Annotated in this window: 15 protein-coding genes; 13 read left to right on the forward strand and 2 right to left on the reverse strand. The window is 65.4% G+C overall.

Annotated features, from left to right (window positions below; all coding sequences use genetic code 11):
- Positions 1–309: 309 nt before the first annotated feature.
- The 8 genes from PAN31108_RS11240 to PAN31108_RS11275 all read left to right on the forward strand — a co-directional run bounded on the left by PAN31108_RS11240 (position 310) and on the right by PAN31108_RS11275 (position 8668).
- Positions 310–1218, forward strand: coding sequence for a sensor histidine kinase (locus PAN31108_RS11240; RefSeq protein WP_150668934.1), 909 nt, complete (start codon positions 310–312; stop codon positions 1216–1218).
- Positions 1215–1874, forward strand: a complete 660-nt coding sequence (locus PAN31108_RS11245) for a response regulator (protein WP_010807699.1) — start codon at positions 1215–1217, stop codon at positions 1872–1874. The genes PAN31108_RS11240 and PAN31108_RS11245 overlap by 4 nt, the downstream gene beginning before the upstream one ends.
- A gap of 496 nt (positions 1875–2370) precedes the next feature.
- Complete coding sequence (locus tag PAN31108_RS11250; protein WP_150668935.1) at positions 2371–3768, forward strand: flagellin N-terminal helical domain-containing protein; 1398 nt, start codon at positions 2371–2373, stop codon at positions 3766–3768.
- Positions 3769–3926: 158 nt separating this feature from the next.
- Entirely contained in the window at positions 3927–5975 is a 2049-nt protein-coding gene (gene fliD / locus PAN31108_RS11255) for a flagellar filament capping protein FliD (protein WP_150668936.1), read from the forward strand.
- Between the two features lie 15 nt (positions 5976–5990).
- Complete coding sequence (fliS, locus tag PAN31108_RS11260) at positions 5991–6425, forward strand: flagellar export chaperone FliS (RefSeq protein ID WP_150668937.1); 435 nt, start codon at positions 5991–5993, stop codon at positions 6423–6425.
- Entirely contained in the window at positions 6418–6756 is a 339-nt protein-coding gene (locus PAN31108_RS11265; protein ID WP_150668938.1) for a flagellar protein FliT, read from the forward strand. Before fliS ends, PAN31108_RS11265 begins: the two co-directional genes overlap by 8 nt.
- Positions 6757–6797: 41 nt before the next feature.
- Positions 6798–8285, forward strand: a complete 1488-nt coding sequence (gene fliK, locus PAN31108_RS11270; RefSeq protein ID WP_150668939.1) for a flagellar hook-length control protein FliK — start codon at positions 6798–6800, stop codon at positions 8283–8285.
- The gene (locus tag PAN31108_RS11275; RefSeq protein ID WP_150668940.1) at positions 8282–8668 is read left to right on the forward strand and encodes an EscU/YscU/HrcU family type III secretion system export apparatus switch protein; all 387 of its coding nucleotides are present in this window, start codon (positions 8282–8284) and stop codon (positions 8666–8668) included. Before fliK ends, PAN31108_RS11275 begins: the two co-directional genes overlap by 4 nt.
- Positions 8669–8813: 145 nt before the next feature.
- Here the strand turns inward: PAN31108_RS11275 and fliE are convergent, their stop codons facing one another.
- Together fliE and PAN31108_RS26360 are read right to left on the reverse strand one after the other, a co-directional pair.
- Complete coding sequence (gene fliE / locus PAN31108_RS11280) at positions 8814–9149, reverse strand: flagellar hook-basal body complex protein FliE (protein ID WP_150668941.1); 336 nt, start codon at positions 9147–9149, stop codon at positions 8814–8816.
- Positions 9150–9355: 206 nt separating this feature from the next.
- Positions 9356–9526, reverse strand: coding sequence for a hypothetical protein (locus PAN31108_RS26360; RefSeq protein ID WP_174994933.1), 171 nt, complete (start codon positions 9524–9526; stop codon positions 9356–9358).
- A gap of 27 nt (positions 9527–9553) precedes the next feature.
- Here PAN31108_RS26360 and fliF point away from each other — a divergent pair, with 27 nt between their 5' ends.
- From fliF to fliJ, 5 genes are all read left to right on the forward strand, one after another.
- Positions 9554–11251, forward strand: a complete 1698-nt coding sequence (fliF, locus tag PAN31108_RS11285; RefSeq protein WP_150668942.1) for a flagellar basal-body MS-ring/collar protein FliF — start codon at positions 9554–9556, stop codon at positions 11249–11251.
- A complete protein-coding gene (gene fliG / locus PAN31108_RS11290; RefSeq protein ID WP_150668943.1) occupies positions 11238–12236 on the forward strand; it encodes a flagellar motor switch protein FliG in 999 nt (332 codons plus the stop codon). The genes fliF and fliG overlap by 14 nt, the downstream gene beginning before the upstream one ends.
- A gap of 19 nt (positions 12237–12255) precedes the next feature.
- Complete coding sequence (gene fliH / locus PAN31108_RS11295; protein ID WP_150668944.1) at positions 12256–12915, forward strand: flagellar assembly protein FliH; 660 nt, start codon at positions 12256–12258, stop codon at positions 12913–12915.
- A gap of 299 nt (positions 12916–13214) precedes the next feature.
- A complete protein-coding gene (fliI, locus tag PAN31108_RS11300) occupies positions 13215–14624 on the forward strand; it encodes a flagellar protein export ATPase FliI (protein ID WP_150669019.1) in 1410 nt (469 codons plus the stop codon).
- 12 nt (positions 14625–14636) lie between these two features.
- Positions 14637–15089 (forward strand): flagellar export protein FliJ, encoded by a 453-nt coding sequence (fliJ, locus tag PAN31108_RS11305; protein WP_150668945.1) that lies wholly within the window; start codon positions 14637–14639, stop codon positions 15087–15089.
- The last annotated feature ends 14 nt before the right edge of the window (positions 15090–15103 follow it).

Here is a 15103-nt window from a genome sequence, read left to right on the forward strand (position 1 = left end):
GAAAATAACAATCGTATGAAATAACGCCGTCGATTCAGGCGTTGTGACCGTTTTGGACCGAGAATGTCGTTTGAAACATACGCTCGACTGGATGCGCTAGGACAAACCCTGATATATTCGGGGTCTTCGCAGAAATCCCCTCAAGCAAGCGAAAACTTCTTGATCCAAATCAAATAGTTACGCGTCGCCGTCAACCACGCGGGTACCCGCCGCGTGTAATTGTGACGAAATGTAAAGTTTGTTAAATTGAATCTGGGTCTCGCCGCGTGGGTTGCGGCACGGGACTTTTTCTCTCAGGGATTTGCCTCCATGCCGTTTCTCGTCGATCCTGCCGCACAGGCTGCGAGACGTCGCGTGTCGCTTGACGACGCGCTGCACCCGCGCGCCGAAACGCCGCAGACTTCGGCCATGGATCAGCAGCCCGCCTGTGAGGGCGCACTCCCGGCGGAGCCGGCCTCGCGGGCCGCACGCGCGACCGCCAAGGCATCTCCCCGGTCGCTCGCACAGTCGGTCGCCCGCAAAATCGACGCCGCGCGCGAAGCCGAGCGCAACCGCCTCGCACAGGAAATGCACGACGGCCTCGGCGCGCATCTCACCGCACTGCAACTCGTCGTCGCGCGACTGTCGGCGCACGCCCCTGCCGATGCCGCCGAATGGCAATCCTTCTGCACGCAGATTCAGAGCGTGGCCAACGCCGCGCAGGACGCCGCCGACGAACTCGTCGGCCGTCACCGTCCGCCGGCGCTCGACGCCGGACTCGTCGTCTCGCTGCGCGCCTGGCTGCGCGGGTTCGGCGAGCAGAGCGGCCTCACGTGCATCTGGCGTTGCGACGACGTGACGCGCGAGCGCGTGGCGAACCTCACGCCCGACGCGGTGCTGGCCTTATACCGCATCGCCCAGGAAGCCCTGACCAACGTCGCCCGCCATGCCCGCGCCACGCGCGTCGTGGTCGCGCTCGATGGCAGCCACCGTTCACTCAAACTCACGATTTCCGACGACGGCTGCGGACTGGCCCGCGGCGCGCGTCGCAAGCAGGGACATTTCGGATTGGTTGGCATGCGCGAGCGCTGCACGGCGCTCGGCGGCATGCTACGTATCGGCAGTGATCATGGGTCGGGGACGCTCGTGAGCGCACGACTTCCCTGGCATCAGATCCTGCCTGCCCCGACCGGCCAGCACGGCCCGGAATCGCTCGCTCTTCTTGGATACGCATCATGACGCTTAGAGTGCTCATCGTCGACGACCACGCCATCGTGCGCCAGGGCGTCCGGCAATTGCTCTCCGATAGCGGCAGCATCGCCGTCATCGGCGAAGCCGACTGCGGCGCAGAAGCACTGGAGATGACCGACGCAGCACAGTGGGACATCGTCCTGCTCGACATCTCGTTGCCCGACACCAACGGTCTGGAAATTCTCAAGACCTTGCGGCGCAAGCACCCGCGCCTGCCGATCATGATCTTCAGCATGTACGGCGAAGGTCAGTTCGCGCTGCGCGCGCTCAAGGCAGGGGCTGCCGGTTATCTGAGCAAACGCTCGAACGCCCAGCAACTGGTTTCGGCCGTGCGCCAGGTCGCGGCGGGTCGCAAATACGTGAGTCCGATGGTCGCCGAGACGCTGGCCGACTACCTCGGCCCCGACGCCGACCAGCCGCCGCACGAACGGCTGTCGGACCGTGAATACCAGACGTTGTGCATGATCGGCTCGGGCAAGCGTCTGACCGATATCGCCAACGCGCTGTCGCTCTCGGTGAAGACGGTGAGCGTGTACCGCACCCGCCTGCTGGAAAAAATGCGCCTGAACAACAATGCCGAGCTGACGTATTACGTGATGCAGCACGGGCTGGTCAGCGCCGAGATGGGACCGGTCTGCGCCTGAGGCACGACATCATCACATTTCCTCCCAGATTTCCCGGGAACCATCTGAACTAAGTGCTCACTCCGTGGCCCGCCGATGCGGGCCACGTGCGTCTGGCGCGTCGTTCACCGCCCTTGCGAAGATTTTTCACAGCACCGAAAAATATTTTTCGGCACCTGTCGACGGGTGCCGTGGCTTGAGCATCGCCTGCCGCCCGGCCGAACGTCGCCTCGACGCCGCTACCTCTCCGAGCCTTACAGGACAAGAATAGGCGGCAGATTGCCCCTTTCCTTGACGGATCAATCGTGGAGGAATTTCGTAGACTGGCCCGATAGCGTTTTTCCGACATCGACCTGCCAAGTCGATGGGGGTGGTCGAAGCATTTTGCAAAACCACCCTAAATTTTCCCAAAGGGCGTCCGATATCCCCTACAACGGCGGCTTTCGGCGATTGGCTGGTGAGCCAAAGTTACGGCGCTTAAGCCGGAGCCAAAAAATTTTGGGAAAGGAGTGGCTAAATGTCATCTGTCATCAATACCAACATCTTCTCGACGATTGCCCAGCGTAACCTGAGCTCGTCGCAGTCCAGCCTGCAAACGTCGATCACGCGTCTGTCGTCGGGTCTGCGCATCAACAGCGCCGCTGACGATGCCGCCGGTCTGGCCATTACCGACCGTATGACGTCGCAAATCAACGGTCTGACGCAAGCTCAGCGCAATGCCAGCGACGGCATCTCGCTGGTGCAGACCGCCGCTGGCGGCCTGTCGTCGATCTCGGACAACCTGCAGCGTATCCGTACGCTGGCAGTGCAAGCCACGAACGCCACGAACTCGGCTTCGGACCGCGCCGCCATCGACCAGGAAGTTCAGCAACGTCTGTCGGAAATCACCCGTACGGCCCAGCAAACCCAGTTCAACGGTCTGTCGGTGCTCAACGGCTCGCTGGGTACGGCGAACTTCCAGGTTGGCGCCAACGCCGGCCAGAACATCTCGGTCAGCCTGACCCAGAACATGTCGGCCAGCTCGATCGGTGGCGTTGCCCTGGCAACGGCAACGACGGCCGCCAAGTTCGGCTCGATCACGCTCGACGCCGCCAACACGATCACGGTCGGTGGTACGACTGTCGCGAACGGCACGTACAACACGGCTGCCGACCTGGCCGCCGCCATCAACACCGCTGCCGGCACGAACATCGCCGCCGCCAACGCGACGACGGGTGAAATCGACTTCACCAACACGACCGCCGCTGCGATCAACATCGCAACGACCGGCCTGACCGGCATCACGCTGCCGGCGACGCTGGCCGCTACGACGGGTACGGGTTCGTCGACGGGCGTGAAGGCAGCCCTGTCGCCGCTGACCCTGACGGGCACGGACCTCCAGATCAAGACGGCCAGCGCGACCACCGCGACGTCGATCACCGGCACCTTCAAGTCGATCGGCGAACTGGCTGACGCCATCAGCGCGAGCGGCAGCGGCGTGACGGCGTTCGTCGACTCGACCGGCAAGCTGAACCTGGTGTCGAGCCAGAACTTCACGGTGTCGGGCACGGCAGCCAAGCTGACCCAGATCGGTGTGGCAGCAGGTAGCTCGTCGGTCAGCGGCAGCCTCTCGACGGCCAATGCACTGACGGCCGACAAGGCCACCGTGCTGGTCGCGCAGATCGACGCCGCCATCGCCACGGCAGACGGTTTCAACGCAACGCTGGGTGCAATTCAGAACCGCTTCCAGTCGGCTGTGAGCAACCTGTCGGCCACGACGCAAAACCTGACCGCCGCACGTTCGGGCGTGCAGGACACGGACTACGCAGCGGAAACGGCCAACCTGACCCGCTCGCAGATCCTGCAACAAGCCGGTATCTCGATGCTGTCGCAGGCCAATGCTCTGCCGCAGCAAGTGCTCAAGCTCCTCCAGTAATCAGGGAGTCGTGCTTGACACACCCGGTGAGCGCAAGCTCGCCGGGTCGACGGCGGCGTCACTGCGAAACGGTGCCGCCGCCGCCTGTTTTTCAGGCCAACGCGTTTTTTTGAGCAGGCCAGGTAGTAACGATCAATTCAACGGAGTGAGAGCACATCATGGCAACTTCTAACGGACCGGGCACTATTTCCTCCCCTGGGATTGGGTCCGGGCTGGACGTCAATGCACTCGTCAAGAGTCTGATGACGCCTGCCACGAACAAGCTCACTCTGCTGCAAAGCCAGGAAGCGGCGTACAACACGAAGCTCTCCGCCATCGGTCAGTTGCAATCGGCACTGTCCGCGTTTCAGACGTCACTCGGCACCCTCTCGAGCGCCGCCCAGTTCCTGCAGGTGGCGGCAGCGGTCGGCGACAACACGATCCTGTCGGCCACTGCGGACTCGACCGCGAACGTCAGTCAATACACCGTCAACGTCACGCAGCTCGCGCAAGCGCAAAGCCTGACCACCACCGGTTTCTCGAGCCAGACGAGCACGATCGGCACGGGCACGCCGACCAAGGTGACGATTACCCTTGGCACGATCACGGGCGGCACGCTCACCGACGGCAAGTATTCGGGCGCAAGCTTTACGGCGAACGCCAGCTCCTCGCCGATCAACCTGACGATCGACAGCAGCAACAACTCGCTCACCGGTATTCGCGACGCCATCAACGCGAAGAACGGCGACGCCGTGGCGACGATCGTCAACGACGGCAGCGGCACCCCGTATCGTCTCGTGCTGACTTCGAAGACGACCGGCCAGAACATGAGCATGAAGATCGATGTGGCCGCCGGCGGCGACGCCACGGTCACCAACCTGCTCGCCAACGATCCGACCGGCACGCAAAACCTCACGCAAACGAGCGCGGCGCAGAACGCCAACCTGACCGTCAACGGTCTGGCGGTCACGAGTGCGACGAACACCGTGACCAAGTCGGTCACCGGCGTGACGCTCACGCTTTCCAAGACCGGATCGACCACGGTGACGACGAGCCGCAATACGTCGGCCGTCACGCAAGCCGTGCAGTCGTTCGCCACAGCCTACAACACGCTGCAAACCACGATCGGCAAGCTCACCGCCTTCGATAAGGCCGGCAACGGCGCGAACAACGGTCCGCTGATCGGCGACTCGACGGTTCAGCTCGTGCAGAACCGCCTGACCCAGATTCTCAACGGCAAGCTGCCGGGCGTCGGCTCGACGGGCCTCGCGTCGCTGGCGCAGGTGGGTGTCGGCTTCCAGAAAGACGGCACGCTCTCGGTCGACACCGCAGCGCTCAACAAGGCGATGTCCTCGCCGAACGGGTTCAATGCGCTCGCCTCGTTGTTCGCGACCAACGGTCAGACGACCGACAGTCTGGTGAGCTTCACCAGTTCGTCGAACGCCACGCAGCCGGGCCAGTACGCCATCAACATCTCGCAGGCGGCCACGCAAGGCACGACGACCGGTGCGATCACGCTGGGTGCGTCGACCACGATTGCGGCGGGCAGCAACGAACTCCAGATCTCGCTCGACGGCAACATCGCCAGCGTGCTGATCCCGCCGGGCACTTATACGCAGGACAAGCTGGCGGCGGCCATCCAGGCCGCGATCAACGGCAACAGCAAGTTCACCACCGCGCAGTCGGGCGTGTCGGTCGCCGCGAACAACGGCGTACTGACGATCACGTCGAGCCGTTACGGTTCGGCCTCGAAGGTGGTCGTCACGGGCGGCTCGGCATACAACCAGTTGTTCAACGGCAACAACACGACGACCGGCAAGGACGTCGTCGGCACGATCGGCGGCTTCGGCGCGACCGGCAGCGGTCAGACGCTCACCGGCAACAGCGGCACGCCGGTCGAAGGCCTGAAGATCGCTGTCTCGGGCACCGCCACGGGCAATCGCGGCAATATCGGCTTTTCGCAGGGCTTCGCATCGCTGCTCAACACCCAGGTCACGGACTTCCTGAGCGCCAAGGGCGCGGTCACGAGCGCGACGAACAACCTGAATACGTCGATCAAGCAGATCAAACAGCAGGAGACCGACTGGCAAGCGCAGATGACGCAGATGCAGAGCCGTTATCTGGCCCAGTTCACGGCGCTGGACGCCACGATGGCCAAGCTGCAGAACACCAGCGACTATCTCAAGCAGGTGCTTGGCGGCGGCTCCTCGTCGTCGTCCTCGAAGTAAGTGGCGGAGACACACATGTACGGTCAGAACGCCGCCAATGCGTATCGCAAGGTCGGGCTCGAAACCGGCGTCATCGCCGCGAGCCCCCATCAGCTCATCTTGATGCTGTTCGACGGTGCAAAGGCTGCGCTCACCAAGGCGCGTATCCACTTCGAGGCCGGTCACATCGTCGAACGCGGTCAGGCCATCTCGAAAGCCATCGAGATCATCGGTGGCCTGCGCGATGGCTTGAATATGGAAGTCGGTGGGGAACTGTCGCGCAATTTGCGTGATCTCTACGACTACATGGGACAACGTCTGCTCGAAGCGAGCCTCGAGAACGACGTCGCCAAGGTTCAGGAAGTCGACACCCTGCTTGAGACGATTGCATCGGCCTGGCGAGCGATCGCCCCGGCTGCCGGCACGGGTGCCCCCGCCGCTCAGGCGGGCACCGGAGTGCGCTATGAATGAAGCGATGACTTTGCTCAATTGCTACGAAAGTATTGCCGGCCTCACGGAGCGTATGCTCGGTGTGGCGCGCGACGGTGACTGGGATGCCCTCATCGACCTCGAGACGCAGTATCGCGCGCAGGTCGATTCGATCAAGCAGCTCGACGCCGATCTCCCGCTGTCCGAGGACGAGCGCTCGCGCAAGCACGCCATCATCCGCCGTATCCTGGCCGACGATGCCGCCATTCGCGATCTCGCGGTGCCGCATCTGGCGCACCTCGATGCGATGATCAACAGCACGCGCCGTCAACGTGCCCTGCACGAAGTCTACGGCCTGAACCTGGGCGCCTGACGCGCGGCGCGCGTCACGTCGTCCGCATTTCGGAGTAAGGCATGGCCGGTCTCGACTCGGTTCTGGCCACGACACTCGCCCGACGGCTCGACTCATTGCTTGGCATGGGGCAAGGCGTGTCCTCGACGACCGCCCCCAACGCGATTGCCGGCTCGCAGCCGTCCGGCGACGCGACCTCCGCGCTGGGCGATCTCGCGACCAAGACCTCGCCCACCGCCGTGGCGCTGGGCAACGCGACATCGCAGCCCGCACCGCGCAACCCCACGCCGATCCAGCAGGCGACGCTCTCCGCCGCCGCCCGTACTATCGATACGATTCTGCGCCTCGCCCCCGACTCGCCGGGTCCGGTGCAGGCGAGCGCGCCGGTGTGGCCGGCCGCTCCCGGCACGGGCGCACCGGCGCTCGCGCCGCTGGTCGCCGCTGCGCTCAGGGAAGCGTTGTCGACGAGCGGCCTGTTTTATGAATCGCACCTGTCGCAATGGGCTTCGGGCAGCCGTTCGTTCGAGCAGTTGCAGGCCGAGCCGCAGCTGCGCTGGCCAGCGTCGGCCAATCTGGCGGCGCAGTTGCGCGCGGCCGGGGCGGACGCCACGCTGCCGGGGCCCGGTCCTTTGACACGTCTGCTCGGACCTTCGGGCGGCGAAGCGGCCTTTGCGACGGGATGGTCGACGCTGGGTCCCGCCACGGTATCCTCCCCGTTGACGTTGCCGACGGCCACCCCGAATGCCCTGACGGCGCCTGCCGGCGCGCCGGCGCAAGCGGGGCAAGTAGCGAATGCCGACGCGGCCGACGGTGGCCTGCGCGCGAGCGCCAATCTGCCCAATACCGCGAACGCGCTGGCGCATGCCGCGAGCGTGGCCCATACGACCAGCAGCGTACTGCCGACGGGGCGCGACGCCGACGCCGCGCTCGCCGCCGGCGGCACATCGACGACCTCGCAGCAACACGGGGCGGCGGGTGCGATTGCCGCTGTGGCGAACACGCCGGCGGAGAGCGTGACGCTGGTGCGTCAGCAGCTCGACATGCTGGTCAATCCGCAGTTTCAATGGAACGGCATGGCGTGGCCCGGTGCCCCGATGGCGTGGCAAGTCGAGGAACGCGCGGGGCAGCACACGCCGGGCGAGGCCGCAGCGCCCTCGACATGGCATACGCACCTGCGTCTGACGTTACCGTCGCTGGGCACCATCGACGTCACGCTCGGCCTGTCGGGCCAGCAGTTGCAGGCGCGATTGCTGGCCGATTCGACGGCGTCTACGGATGTGTTGTCGAAAGAGGGTGAAGACTTGCGTCAGCGACTGGCGTCCGTCGGCCTGATTGCGAGTCAGTTGTCGTTCGGCGCGCTGAGCGAGGCGCAAGAGGCTGACGGGGCTGACGGGGCGGCAACGACGCCGGATGCCGCTTCGACCGCCGGTGCGGTGGGGCGGGCCAACTCGCAGGCGTCGGTGTCCGATGCCGAGACCGCCCGTTTGTCGGTGCCGACGCCGGTGAGCGATGAGACGTCGAATGCGCCGAAGGCAGGAGGTGAGGCATGACGTTGCCACCGGAACGCCGCACCGCCGTCGCGCTCGCATACGGTGCGAAGGACTCGGCGCCTCGCGTTGTCGCAAAAGGCTATGGCCTGCTCGCCGAGACGATCGTGCGCACCGCGCGCGAGCACGGTTTGTACGTGCATGAATCGCCCGAACTGGTGAGCCTGCTGATGCAGGTCGATCTCGACCAGCGCATTCCGGCGCAGCTTTATCAGGCGGTAGCCGAATTGCTGGCATGGCTCTACAAACTCGAAGCGGGCCGTGGCGGCAAGCCGCCCCCGTTGCCGCCGGGCATTCTCCCGCCGGACGTCACGGCCGACGCCGCCGCGTCCACCCCCACCCCCGCTACCGCGACCACCCCGCCCCCATCGACGCCCGCCGCCTGACAACGTAGGCACCAGGTCTGCAATGCAGGTGCGGCGTGAAGCGTCCGATTTCCGTCCGATCCCTTCGCTGGCGACATGCGCGGGCCGCAGCAACAAAAAAGCCCCGTCGGCGGACGGGGCTTTCTCGGGACCGCGACGGCCGGTGTCACACCTGCATATTCATCACGGTTGTGTAGGCCGAAACGAGTTTGTTGCGCACTTGCAGGCTCATCTGGAAGCCGATGTTGGCTTTTTGCATGTCGACCATGACATCGTTGAGCGCGACACCCGGCTCGCCCATTTCAAACGCCTTCGCCTGCGCTTCCGCACCTTGTTGCGACGCCGACACGCGCTTGAGCGAGGCTTCGAGTTCGGAAGCAAAACCGCCCGTCTTCGACACGGAACCCGCGCCGGCGCCGGTCGTGCCCATGATCGAGCCCGCCGCCTGCGACGCCACGCCGCCCAGCTTCTGCAGTACCGATTCGATCCCCGGAATGGCCATGATCCTTATCCTTGCTTGTCTCGCCGACGAGACGATGAAGTTGCGGTTGCGACCCGATTTGCCGGCCGATTCACGACCCGGTCGCCCCGGCAATCCGCGAATTCGCGCAACCCTCGCCGGTTTGCCTTTTATCAGTCACGTCGGAGCTTACCACCGCCTGGCAAGCCCCCAATAGCCTAATTAACGGTAAAAGACCCGCCTAATCCTCAGAACGATTCCACATTCGCCAACGAATAATCGGGAGCATCGGCATCGTGCGCACCGGGAACCGGATTCTTTCCAATCCTTAAGCCTTTCAGGGACGTGAGCGCGATGCCAAGCGTATCCGGAGAATTCTGTCGCATGTTAGTGAGCACTTCCACCGCGATGAACGTCATGTCAACGCCCCTGGCGTGGAGCCGCGCATGAATGCCGCCACCCAGACGGCCGACGTCGCCGCCAAGCAGCCCCTGCTCGCGCAACTGCGCTCGCGCGAGCGCCTGCCGTTGCTCGTCGGCGGTGCGGCTCTTGTCGCCTTGCTGATCGCCGTCTTCCTGTGGAGCCGCGCCCCCGATTACAAGGTGCTGTACAGCAACCTGAGCGATCGCGACGGTGGCGCCATCATCACCTCGCTGCAACAGATGAACGTGCCGTACAAGTTCGCCGAGGGCGGCGGCGCCATTCTGGTGCCGGCCGAACAGGTGCACGACGTTCGTCTGCGACTGGCTTCGCAAGGCCTGCCCAAAGGCGGTCTGGTGGGCTTCGAACTGATGGACAACCAGAAGTTCGGTATCAGCCAGTTCGCCGAGCAGGTCAATTACCAGCGTGCCCTGGAAGGCGAACTCGCGCGCTCGGTCGAATCGCTCTCCGCCGTGCAGGCCGCTCGCGTGCACCTCGCGATCCCCAAGCCTTCGGTCTTCGTGCGTGAGCAACAAAAGCCGAGCGCCTCGGTGCTCGTGACCCTCTACCCGGGGCGCGTGCTCGACGATGCGCAAGTCAGCGCCATCGTGCACATGGTCGCGTCGAGCGTGCCGGAGCTACCGGTCAAGAACGTGACGGTGCTCGATCAGAACGGCAACCTGCTGTCCGCCCAAAGCGGTAACGCGCTGGGTCTGGACGCCAGCCAGCTCAAGTACGTTCGCGAGCTCGAACAGTCCTACGCCCGCCGCATCGAAGCGATCCTGAATCCGATCGTCGGCGCGGGCAACGTCCATGCCCAGGTCACGGCGGACGTCGACTTCAATCAGGTCGAACAGACCTCGGAGAACTACAAGCCGAATTCGGGCGAACAAGCGGTACGCAGCCAGCAAAGCAGCGAAGCGTCGCAGGTCGGCGCGAACGCCGCAGGCGGCGTGCCGGGCGCACTGTCGAACCAGCCGCCGGGGCAGGCCACCGCACCGATCACGCAGCCGCCGCAACAGCAGCAGGCCGCCCAGCAAGGCGCCGCCACGCCGGGCGCTGCCAGCGCGCCGCAAGGTCCGCGCAGCGATCGCAAGGACGCCACGGTCAACTATGAAGTCGACCGCACGATCCGTCACGTGCAGCAAGCCACCGGCGGCCTGAAGCGTCTGTCGGCGGCGATTGTCGTGAACTATCGTCCGGGCACCGACGCAAAGGGCAAGCCCGCGATGGTGGCGCTCACGCAAGCCCAGCTCGACCAGATCCAGAATCTGTCGAAGGAAGCCATCGGCTTCTCGGGCCAGCGCGGCGACACGATCAATATCGTCAACAGCCCGTTCACGGTCGAGGAAGATCCGGAAGCGAACCTGCCGTGGTGGCGTCAGCGCCAGAACATCGAACTGGCCAAGCAGGTCGGCAAGTGGGTCCTCATTGGCCTGATCGGCCTGTATCTGTGGTTCGGTGTGATTCGTCCGGCCATTCGCAAGCACCTGACCCCGCCGCCGCCGGCCGAGCCGACGCTGGCCGGTGCAGGTGGCGGCGGTGGCGCCGCCGGGGCCGATGGCGTCGACGGCGAGAGTGCTGCCGGCGAAGGCGGCAAGCGCGGCGAAATCAGCGCCTACGAGCGTAATTTGCAGTACGCGCGCCAAGTGGCGCGACAGGATCCGAAGATCGTGGCAACGGTAGTCAAAGCATGGGTGGGTGGTGGCGATGAGCGCGGCTGAGGGACTCCAACGCAGCGCCATCCTCCTGATGTCGCTGGGCGAAGATGAAGCGGCCGAGGTCTTCAAGTACCTCGCACCGCGCGAAGTGCAGAAGCTCGGCGCGGCGATGGCCTCGCTGCGTCAGGTCACGCGCGATCAGATCGCGGACGTGTTGCAGGATTTCGTGCTCGAAGCCGAACAGCATTCGGCGCTGTCGCTCGATTCGTCCGAATACATTCGCTCGGTGCTCAACAAGGCGCTCGGCAACGACAAGGCGGCCGGCCTGATCGAGCGGATTCTGCAAGGCGGCGACACCAGCGGCATCGAAGGCCTGAAGTGGATGGATTCGAACGCCGTGGCCGAACTGATTCGCCACGAGCACCCGCAGATCATCGCCACGATTCTCGTACACCTCGACCGCGATCAGGCCTCGGAAGTGCTCGCGCTCTTCACCGAGCGTCTGCGCAACGACGTGGTGCTGCGTATCGCCACGCTCGACGGCATTCAGCCGGCCGCGTTGCGCGAGCTCAACGATGTGTTGACGAAACTGCTCTCGGGCAGCGAAAACATCAAGCGCAGCCCGATGGGCGGCGTGCGTACCGCAGCGGAAATCCTCAACTATCTGGGCGGCGTGCACGAAGAGTCCGTCATCGAAGCCGTGCGCAATTACGACTCGGACCTCGCGGCGAAGATCGTCGAAGAGATGTTCGTGTTCGAGAATCTGCTCGAAGTGGAAGACCGCAGCATTCAGGTGCTGCTCAAGGAAATCGAATCCGAGTCGCTCATCATCGCGCTCAAGGGCGCGCCAGCCGAGCTTCGCGAGAAGTTCTTCAAGAACATGTCGGCCCGCGCGGCCGAACTGTTGCGCGAAGACCTCGAATCGCGCGGCCCGGTGCGTGTCTCGGAAGTCGAAGCCGAACAGAAGAAGGTGCTGCAAGTCGTGCGGCGGCTGGCCGATCAGGGCGCCATCATGATCGGCGGCCGCGGCGACGACGCGTACGTGTAACGCAACGGGGCCCTCGCGTATGTCGACCATCATCCCGAAAGAACGCCTCTCCGCCTGGCAACGCTGGGAGATGGCGTCGTTCGACCCGCCGCCGCCCCCGCCACCGCCGCAACCCAGAGCGCCCAGCCCGCTCGACGACCCCGCGCTCGCGGAGCAGATCGCTGCGTGGCGCGAGCAAGCGCGCGCCGAGGGCCACGCCCAAGGCTACGCCGCCGGCCATGCCGAGGGTTATGCCGCCGGTCAGGCAGCCGGCCGGCACGAAGTCGACACGCGCGCCGCACAACTCGCCGACATCGCCCACGGTTTCGGCGACGCCGTGAACGCCATCGATCGCGAGGTCGCCGAGCCGCTGCTCGGACTGGCGCTCGATATCGCGCGTCAGACCCTGCATCAAACGCTCGCGATCCGCCCGGAAACGCTGCTGCCGATCGTGCGCGAGCTGCTCACCAACGATCCGCTGACCGGCTCGCCGCGCCTGCTGCTCAATCCGGAAGACATCGAACTCGTCGAGTCGCACGTCGGTGCGGAATTGCGCGCCGCCGGCTGGACCGTGCGCGCCGATCCCGCCATCGAACGCGGCGGCTGCAAGGCCGAAGCGGCCAGCGGCGAAGTCGACGCCACCATCGCCACCCGCTGGCAGCGCGTGATGGCCGCACTGGGCAAGGATCTGCCGTGGTGAACACCGAACTCACCCCACTCGCCGCGCATGCGCCGGTGCTGCCAGGCACCGGGAATACGCACGACACGGCACCGTCGTCTGCGCCGATCCCGGCCAACGACGGCACCTCGCCGTCCGTGCGACTGTGGGATGAGATCGATACGAACGCGCACACGGCGCAGGCGGGTGCGCTGCAACCCGACGATCACGACAGCGATCACGACGGCGATCACGACGGCGATGTCGGCGCAGACACCGCCACCGCGGTCGGTGTTGCGCCGAAGGCGGCGGGCGCGGCGGCACATCACGCACATAACGCCCTGAACCCGCGTGAAATTGCCCGCGACGCCCATCTGCGCCACTGGCAGAACGCGCTCCGGGAGCGCATCGCCCACGTTCACGCCATCGAGCCGACACGTCGCTGCGGCCGTCTCACGCGCGCCGCCGGGCTGGTGCTCGAAGCCGTCGGCCTGCGTCTGCCGGTCGGCGCCGGTTGCCTCATCGAACTGCCCGTGCACGATGCCTCGCGCGAACCGGCCACGGCCGAAGCCGAGGTCGTCGGTTTTGGCGGCGACCGTCTCTTTCTCATGCCGCAAACGGAAGTCGCGGGGCTGCTGCCGGGCGCGCGCGTGTTCCCCATGGAACCCGCCCCCGACGGCCCGCTGCCCTCGCAACGTCACAACGGCAAGCGTCTGCCCGTGGGCGAAGCGCTGCTCGGCCGTGTGGTCGACGCCGCCGGCCGCCCGCTCGACGACTTCGGCCCGCTCGGCATGACCGACAGCGCCTCGCTCGCCTCGGTGCCGATCAATCCGCTGGGCCGCGCCCCCATCGAATCGGTGCTCGATGTCGGCGTGCGCGCCATCAATTCGCTGCTCACCGTGGGACGCGGCCAACGCATGGGCCTGTTCGCAGGCTCGGGCGTCGGCAAGAGCGTGCTGCTCGGCATGATGGCCCGCTTCACGCAGGCCGAAGTCATCGTCGTGGGTCTGATCGGCGAACGTGGCCGCGAAGTGAAGGATTTCATCGAGAACATTCTGGGGCCGGACGGCCTGGCGCGCTCCGTCGTCGTGGCCGCGCCGGCGGGCGTCTCGCCGCTGCTGCGCTTGCAGGGCGCGGCCTACGCCACCACGCTGGCCGAGTACTTCCGCGATCAGGGCAAAGACGTGCTGCTGATCATGGATTCGCTCACCCGTTACGCCATGGCGCAGCGTGAAATCGCGCTCGCCATCGGTGAGCCGCCGGCCACGAAGGGTTATCCGCCTTCCGTGTTCGCCAAGCTGCCGGCGCTCGTCGAGCGCGCCGGCAACGGCCCGGACGGCGGCGGCTCGATCACGGCGTTCTACACCGTGCTGACCGAAGGCGACGACCAGCAAGACCCGATTGCCGACTCCGCGCGCGCCATTCTCGACGGCCACATCGTGCTGTCGCGCCAGCTTGCCGAGTCGGGTCACTACCCCGCCATCGACATCGAACAATCGATCAGCCGTGCCATGGCCGCGCTCATCGACGACGCCCAGTTCGATACCGTGCGCCGCTTCAAGCAGATGCTGTCTCGCTACCAGCGCAACCGCGACCTCATCAACGTGGGCGCATACGCACCGGGCAGCGACCCGATGCTCGATCAGGCGATCGAGCTCTATCCCCGACTCGAGAGCTTCCTGCAACAGGGCATGCGCGAGCGGGCCAGTTATCCGGACGCCGTGCAGCAGTTGCGCGGCCTGTTCCACTAATCGGAGGCGGCCATGAATTCCACCCTGCCCCTCAAGTTGCTCATCGAACTCGCCCAGAAGGACGTGGACGAAGCGGCGCGCCTGCTCGGCGAGCGTCAGACGCAACGCGCGGAAGTCGAGCGTCAGCTCGAAGCGCTGCGTCAGTATCGTCACGAATACCGTACGCGCATGCAGACGGCGACGATTCAGGGCATGGCGGGCTGCGACTGGCGCAACTTCCAGCAATTCATCGATACACTCGACACCGCCATCGGACAGCAGGCCATGCTGCTCCAGCAGGCGGAAGAGCGTCTGGCGGCAGCGCGCCGCGAATGGCAGGCGCAGCAGCGCCGGCTGAACTCCTTCGGCACGCTCGCTTCGCGCGAACAAGCCCGCACCGCCCTGCGGGTGGCGCGTCGCGAGCAGAAGGAAAACGACGAGTACGCCGCGCGCAGCCTGCGCCGTCGTGCCGAATCCCCGATTTGAAGGAATAGGTGAGC

The organism is Pandoraea anhela (assembly GCF_902459655.1).
Classification (GTDB): Bacteria; Pseudomonadota; Gammaproteobacteria; order Burkholderiales; family Burkholderiaceae; genus Pandoraea; species Pandoraea anhela.

What these genes read in the sequence shown, in the direction of transcription:
- PAN31108_RS11240 (WP_150668934.1), top strand. Translation starts at nt 310, where the DNA reads ATGCCGTTTCTCGTCGATCCTGCCGCACAGGCTGCGAGACGTCGCGTG.
- PAN31108_RS11250 (WP_150668935.1), top strand. Translation starts at nt 2,371, where the DNA reads ATGTCATCTGTCATCAATACCAACATCTTCTCGACGATTGCCCAGCGT.
- PAN31108_RS26360 (WP_174994933.1), bottom strand. Translation starts at nt 9,526, where the DNA reads ATGACGTTCATCGCGGTGGAAGTGCTCACTAACATGCGACAGAATTCT.
- fliK (WP_150668939.1), top strand. Translation starts at nt 6,798, where the DNA reads ATGGCCGGTCTCGACTCGGTTCTGGCCACGACACTCGCCCGACGGCTC.
- fliJ (WP_150668945.1), top strand. Translation starts at nt 14,637, where the DNA reads ATGAATTCCACCCTGCCCCTCAAGTTGCTCATCGAACTCGCCCAGAAG.
- PAN31108_RS11275 (WP_150668940.1), top strand. Translation starts at nt 8,282, where the DNA reads ATGACGTTGCCACCGGAACGCCGCACCGCCGTCGCGCTCGCATACGGT.
- fliH (WP_150668944.1), top strand. Translation starts at nt 12,256, where the DNA reads ATGTCGACCATCATCCCGAAAGAACGCCTCTCCGCCTGGCAACGCTGG.
- fliE (WP_150668941.1), bottom strand. Translation starts at nt 9,149, where the DNA reads ATGGCCATTCCGGGGATCGAATCGGTACTGCAGAAGCTGGGCGGCGTG.
- PAN31108_RS11265 (WP_150668938.1), top strand. Translation starts at nt 6,418, where the DNA reads ATGAATGAAGCGATGACTTTGCTCAATTGCTACGAAAGTATTGCCGGC.
- PAN31108_RS11245 (WP_010807699.1), top strand. Translation starts at nt 1,215, where the DNA reads ATGACGCTTAGAGTGCTCATCGTCGACGACCACGCCATCGTGCGCCAG.
- fliF (WP_150668942.1), top strand. Translation starts at nt 9,554, where the DNA reads ATGAATGCCGCCACCCAGACGGCCGACGTCGCCGCCAAGCAGCCCCTG.
- fliS (WP_150668937.1), top strand. Translation starts at nt 5,991, where the DNA reads ATGTACGGTCAGAACGCCGCCAATGCGTATCGCAAGGTCGGGCTCGAA.
- fliG (WP_150668943.1), top strand. Translation starts at nt 11,238, where the DNA reads ATGAGCGCGGCTGAGGGACTCCAACGCAGCGCCATCCTCCTGATGTCG.
- fliD (WP_150668936.1), top strand. Translation starts at nt 3,927, where the DNA reads ATGGCAACTTCTAACGGACCGGGCACTATTTCCTCCCCTGGGATTGGG.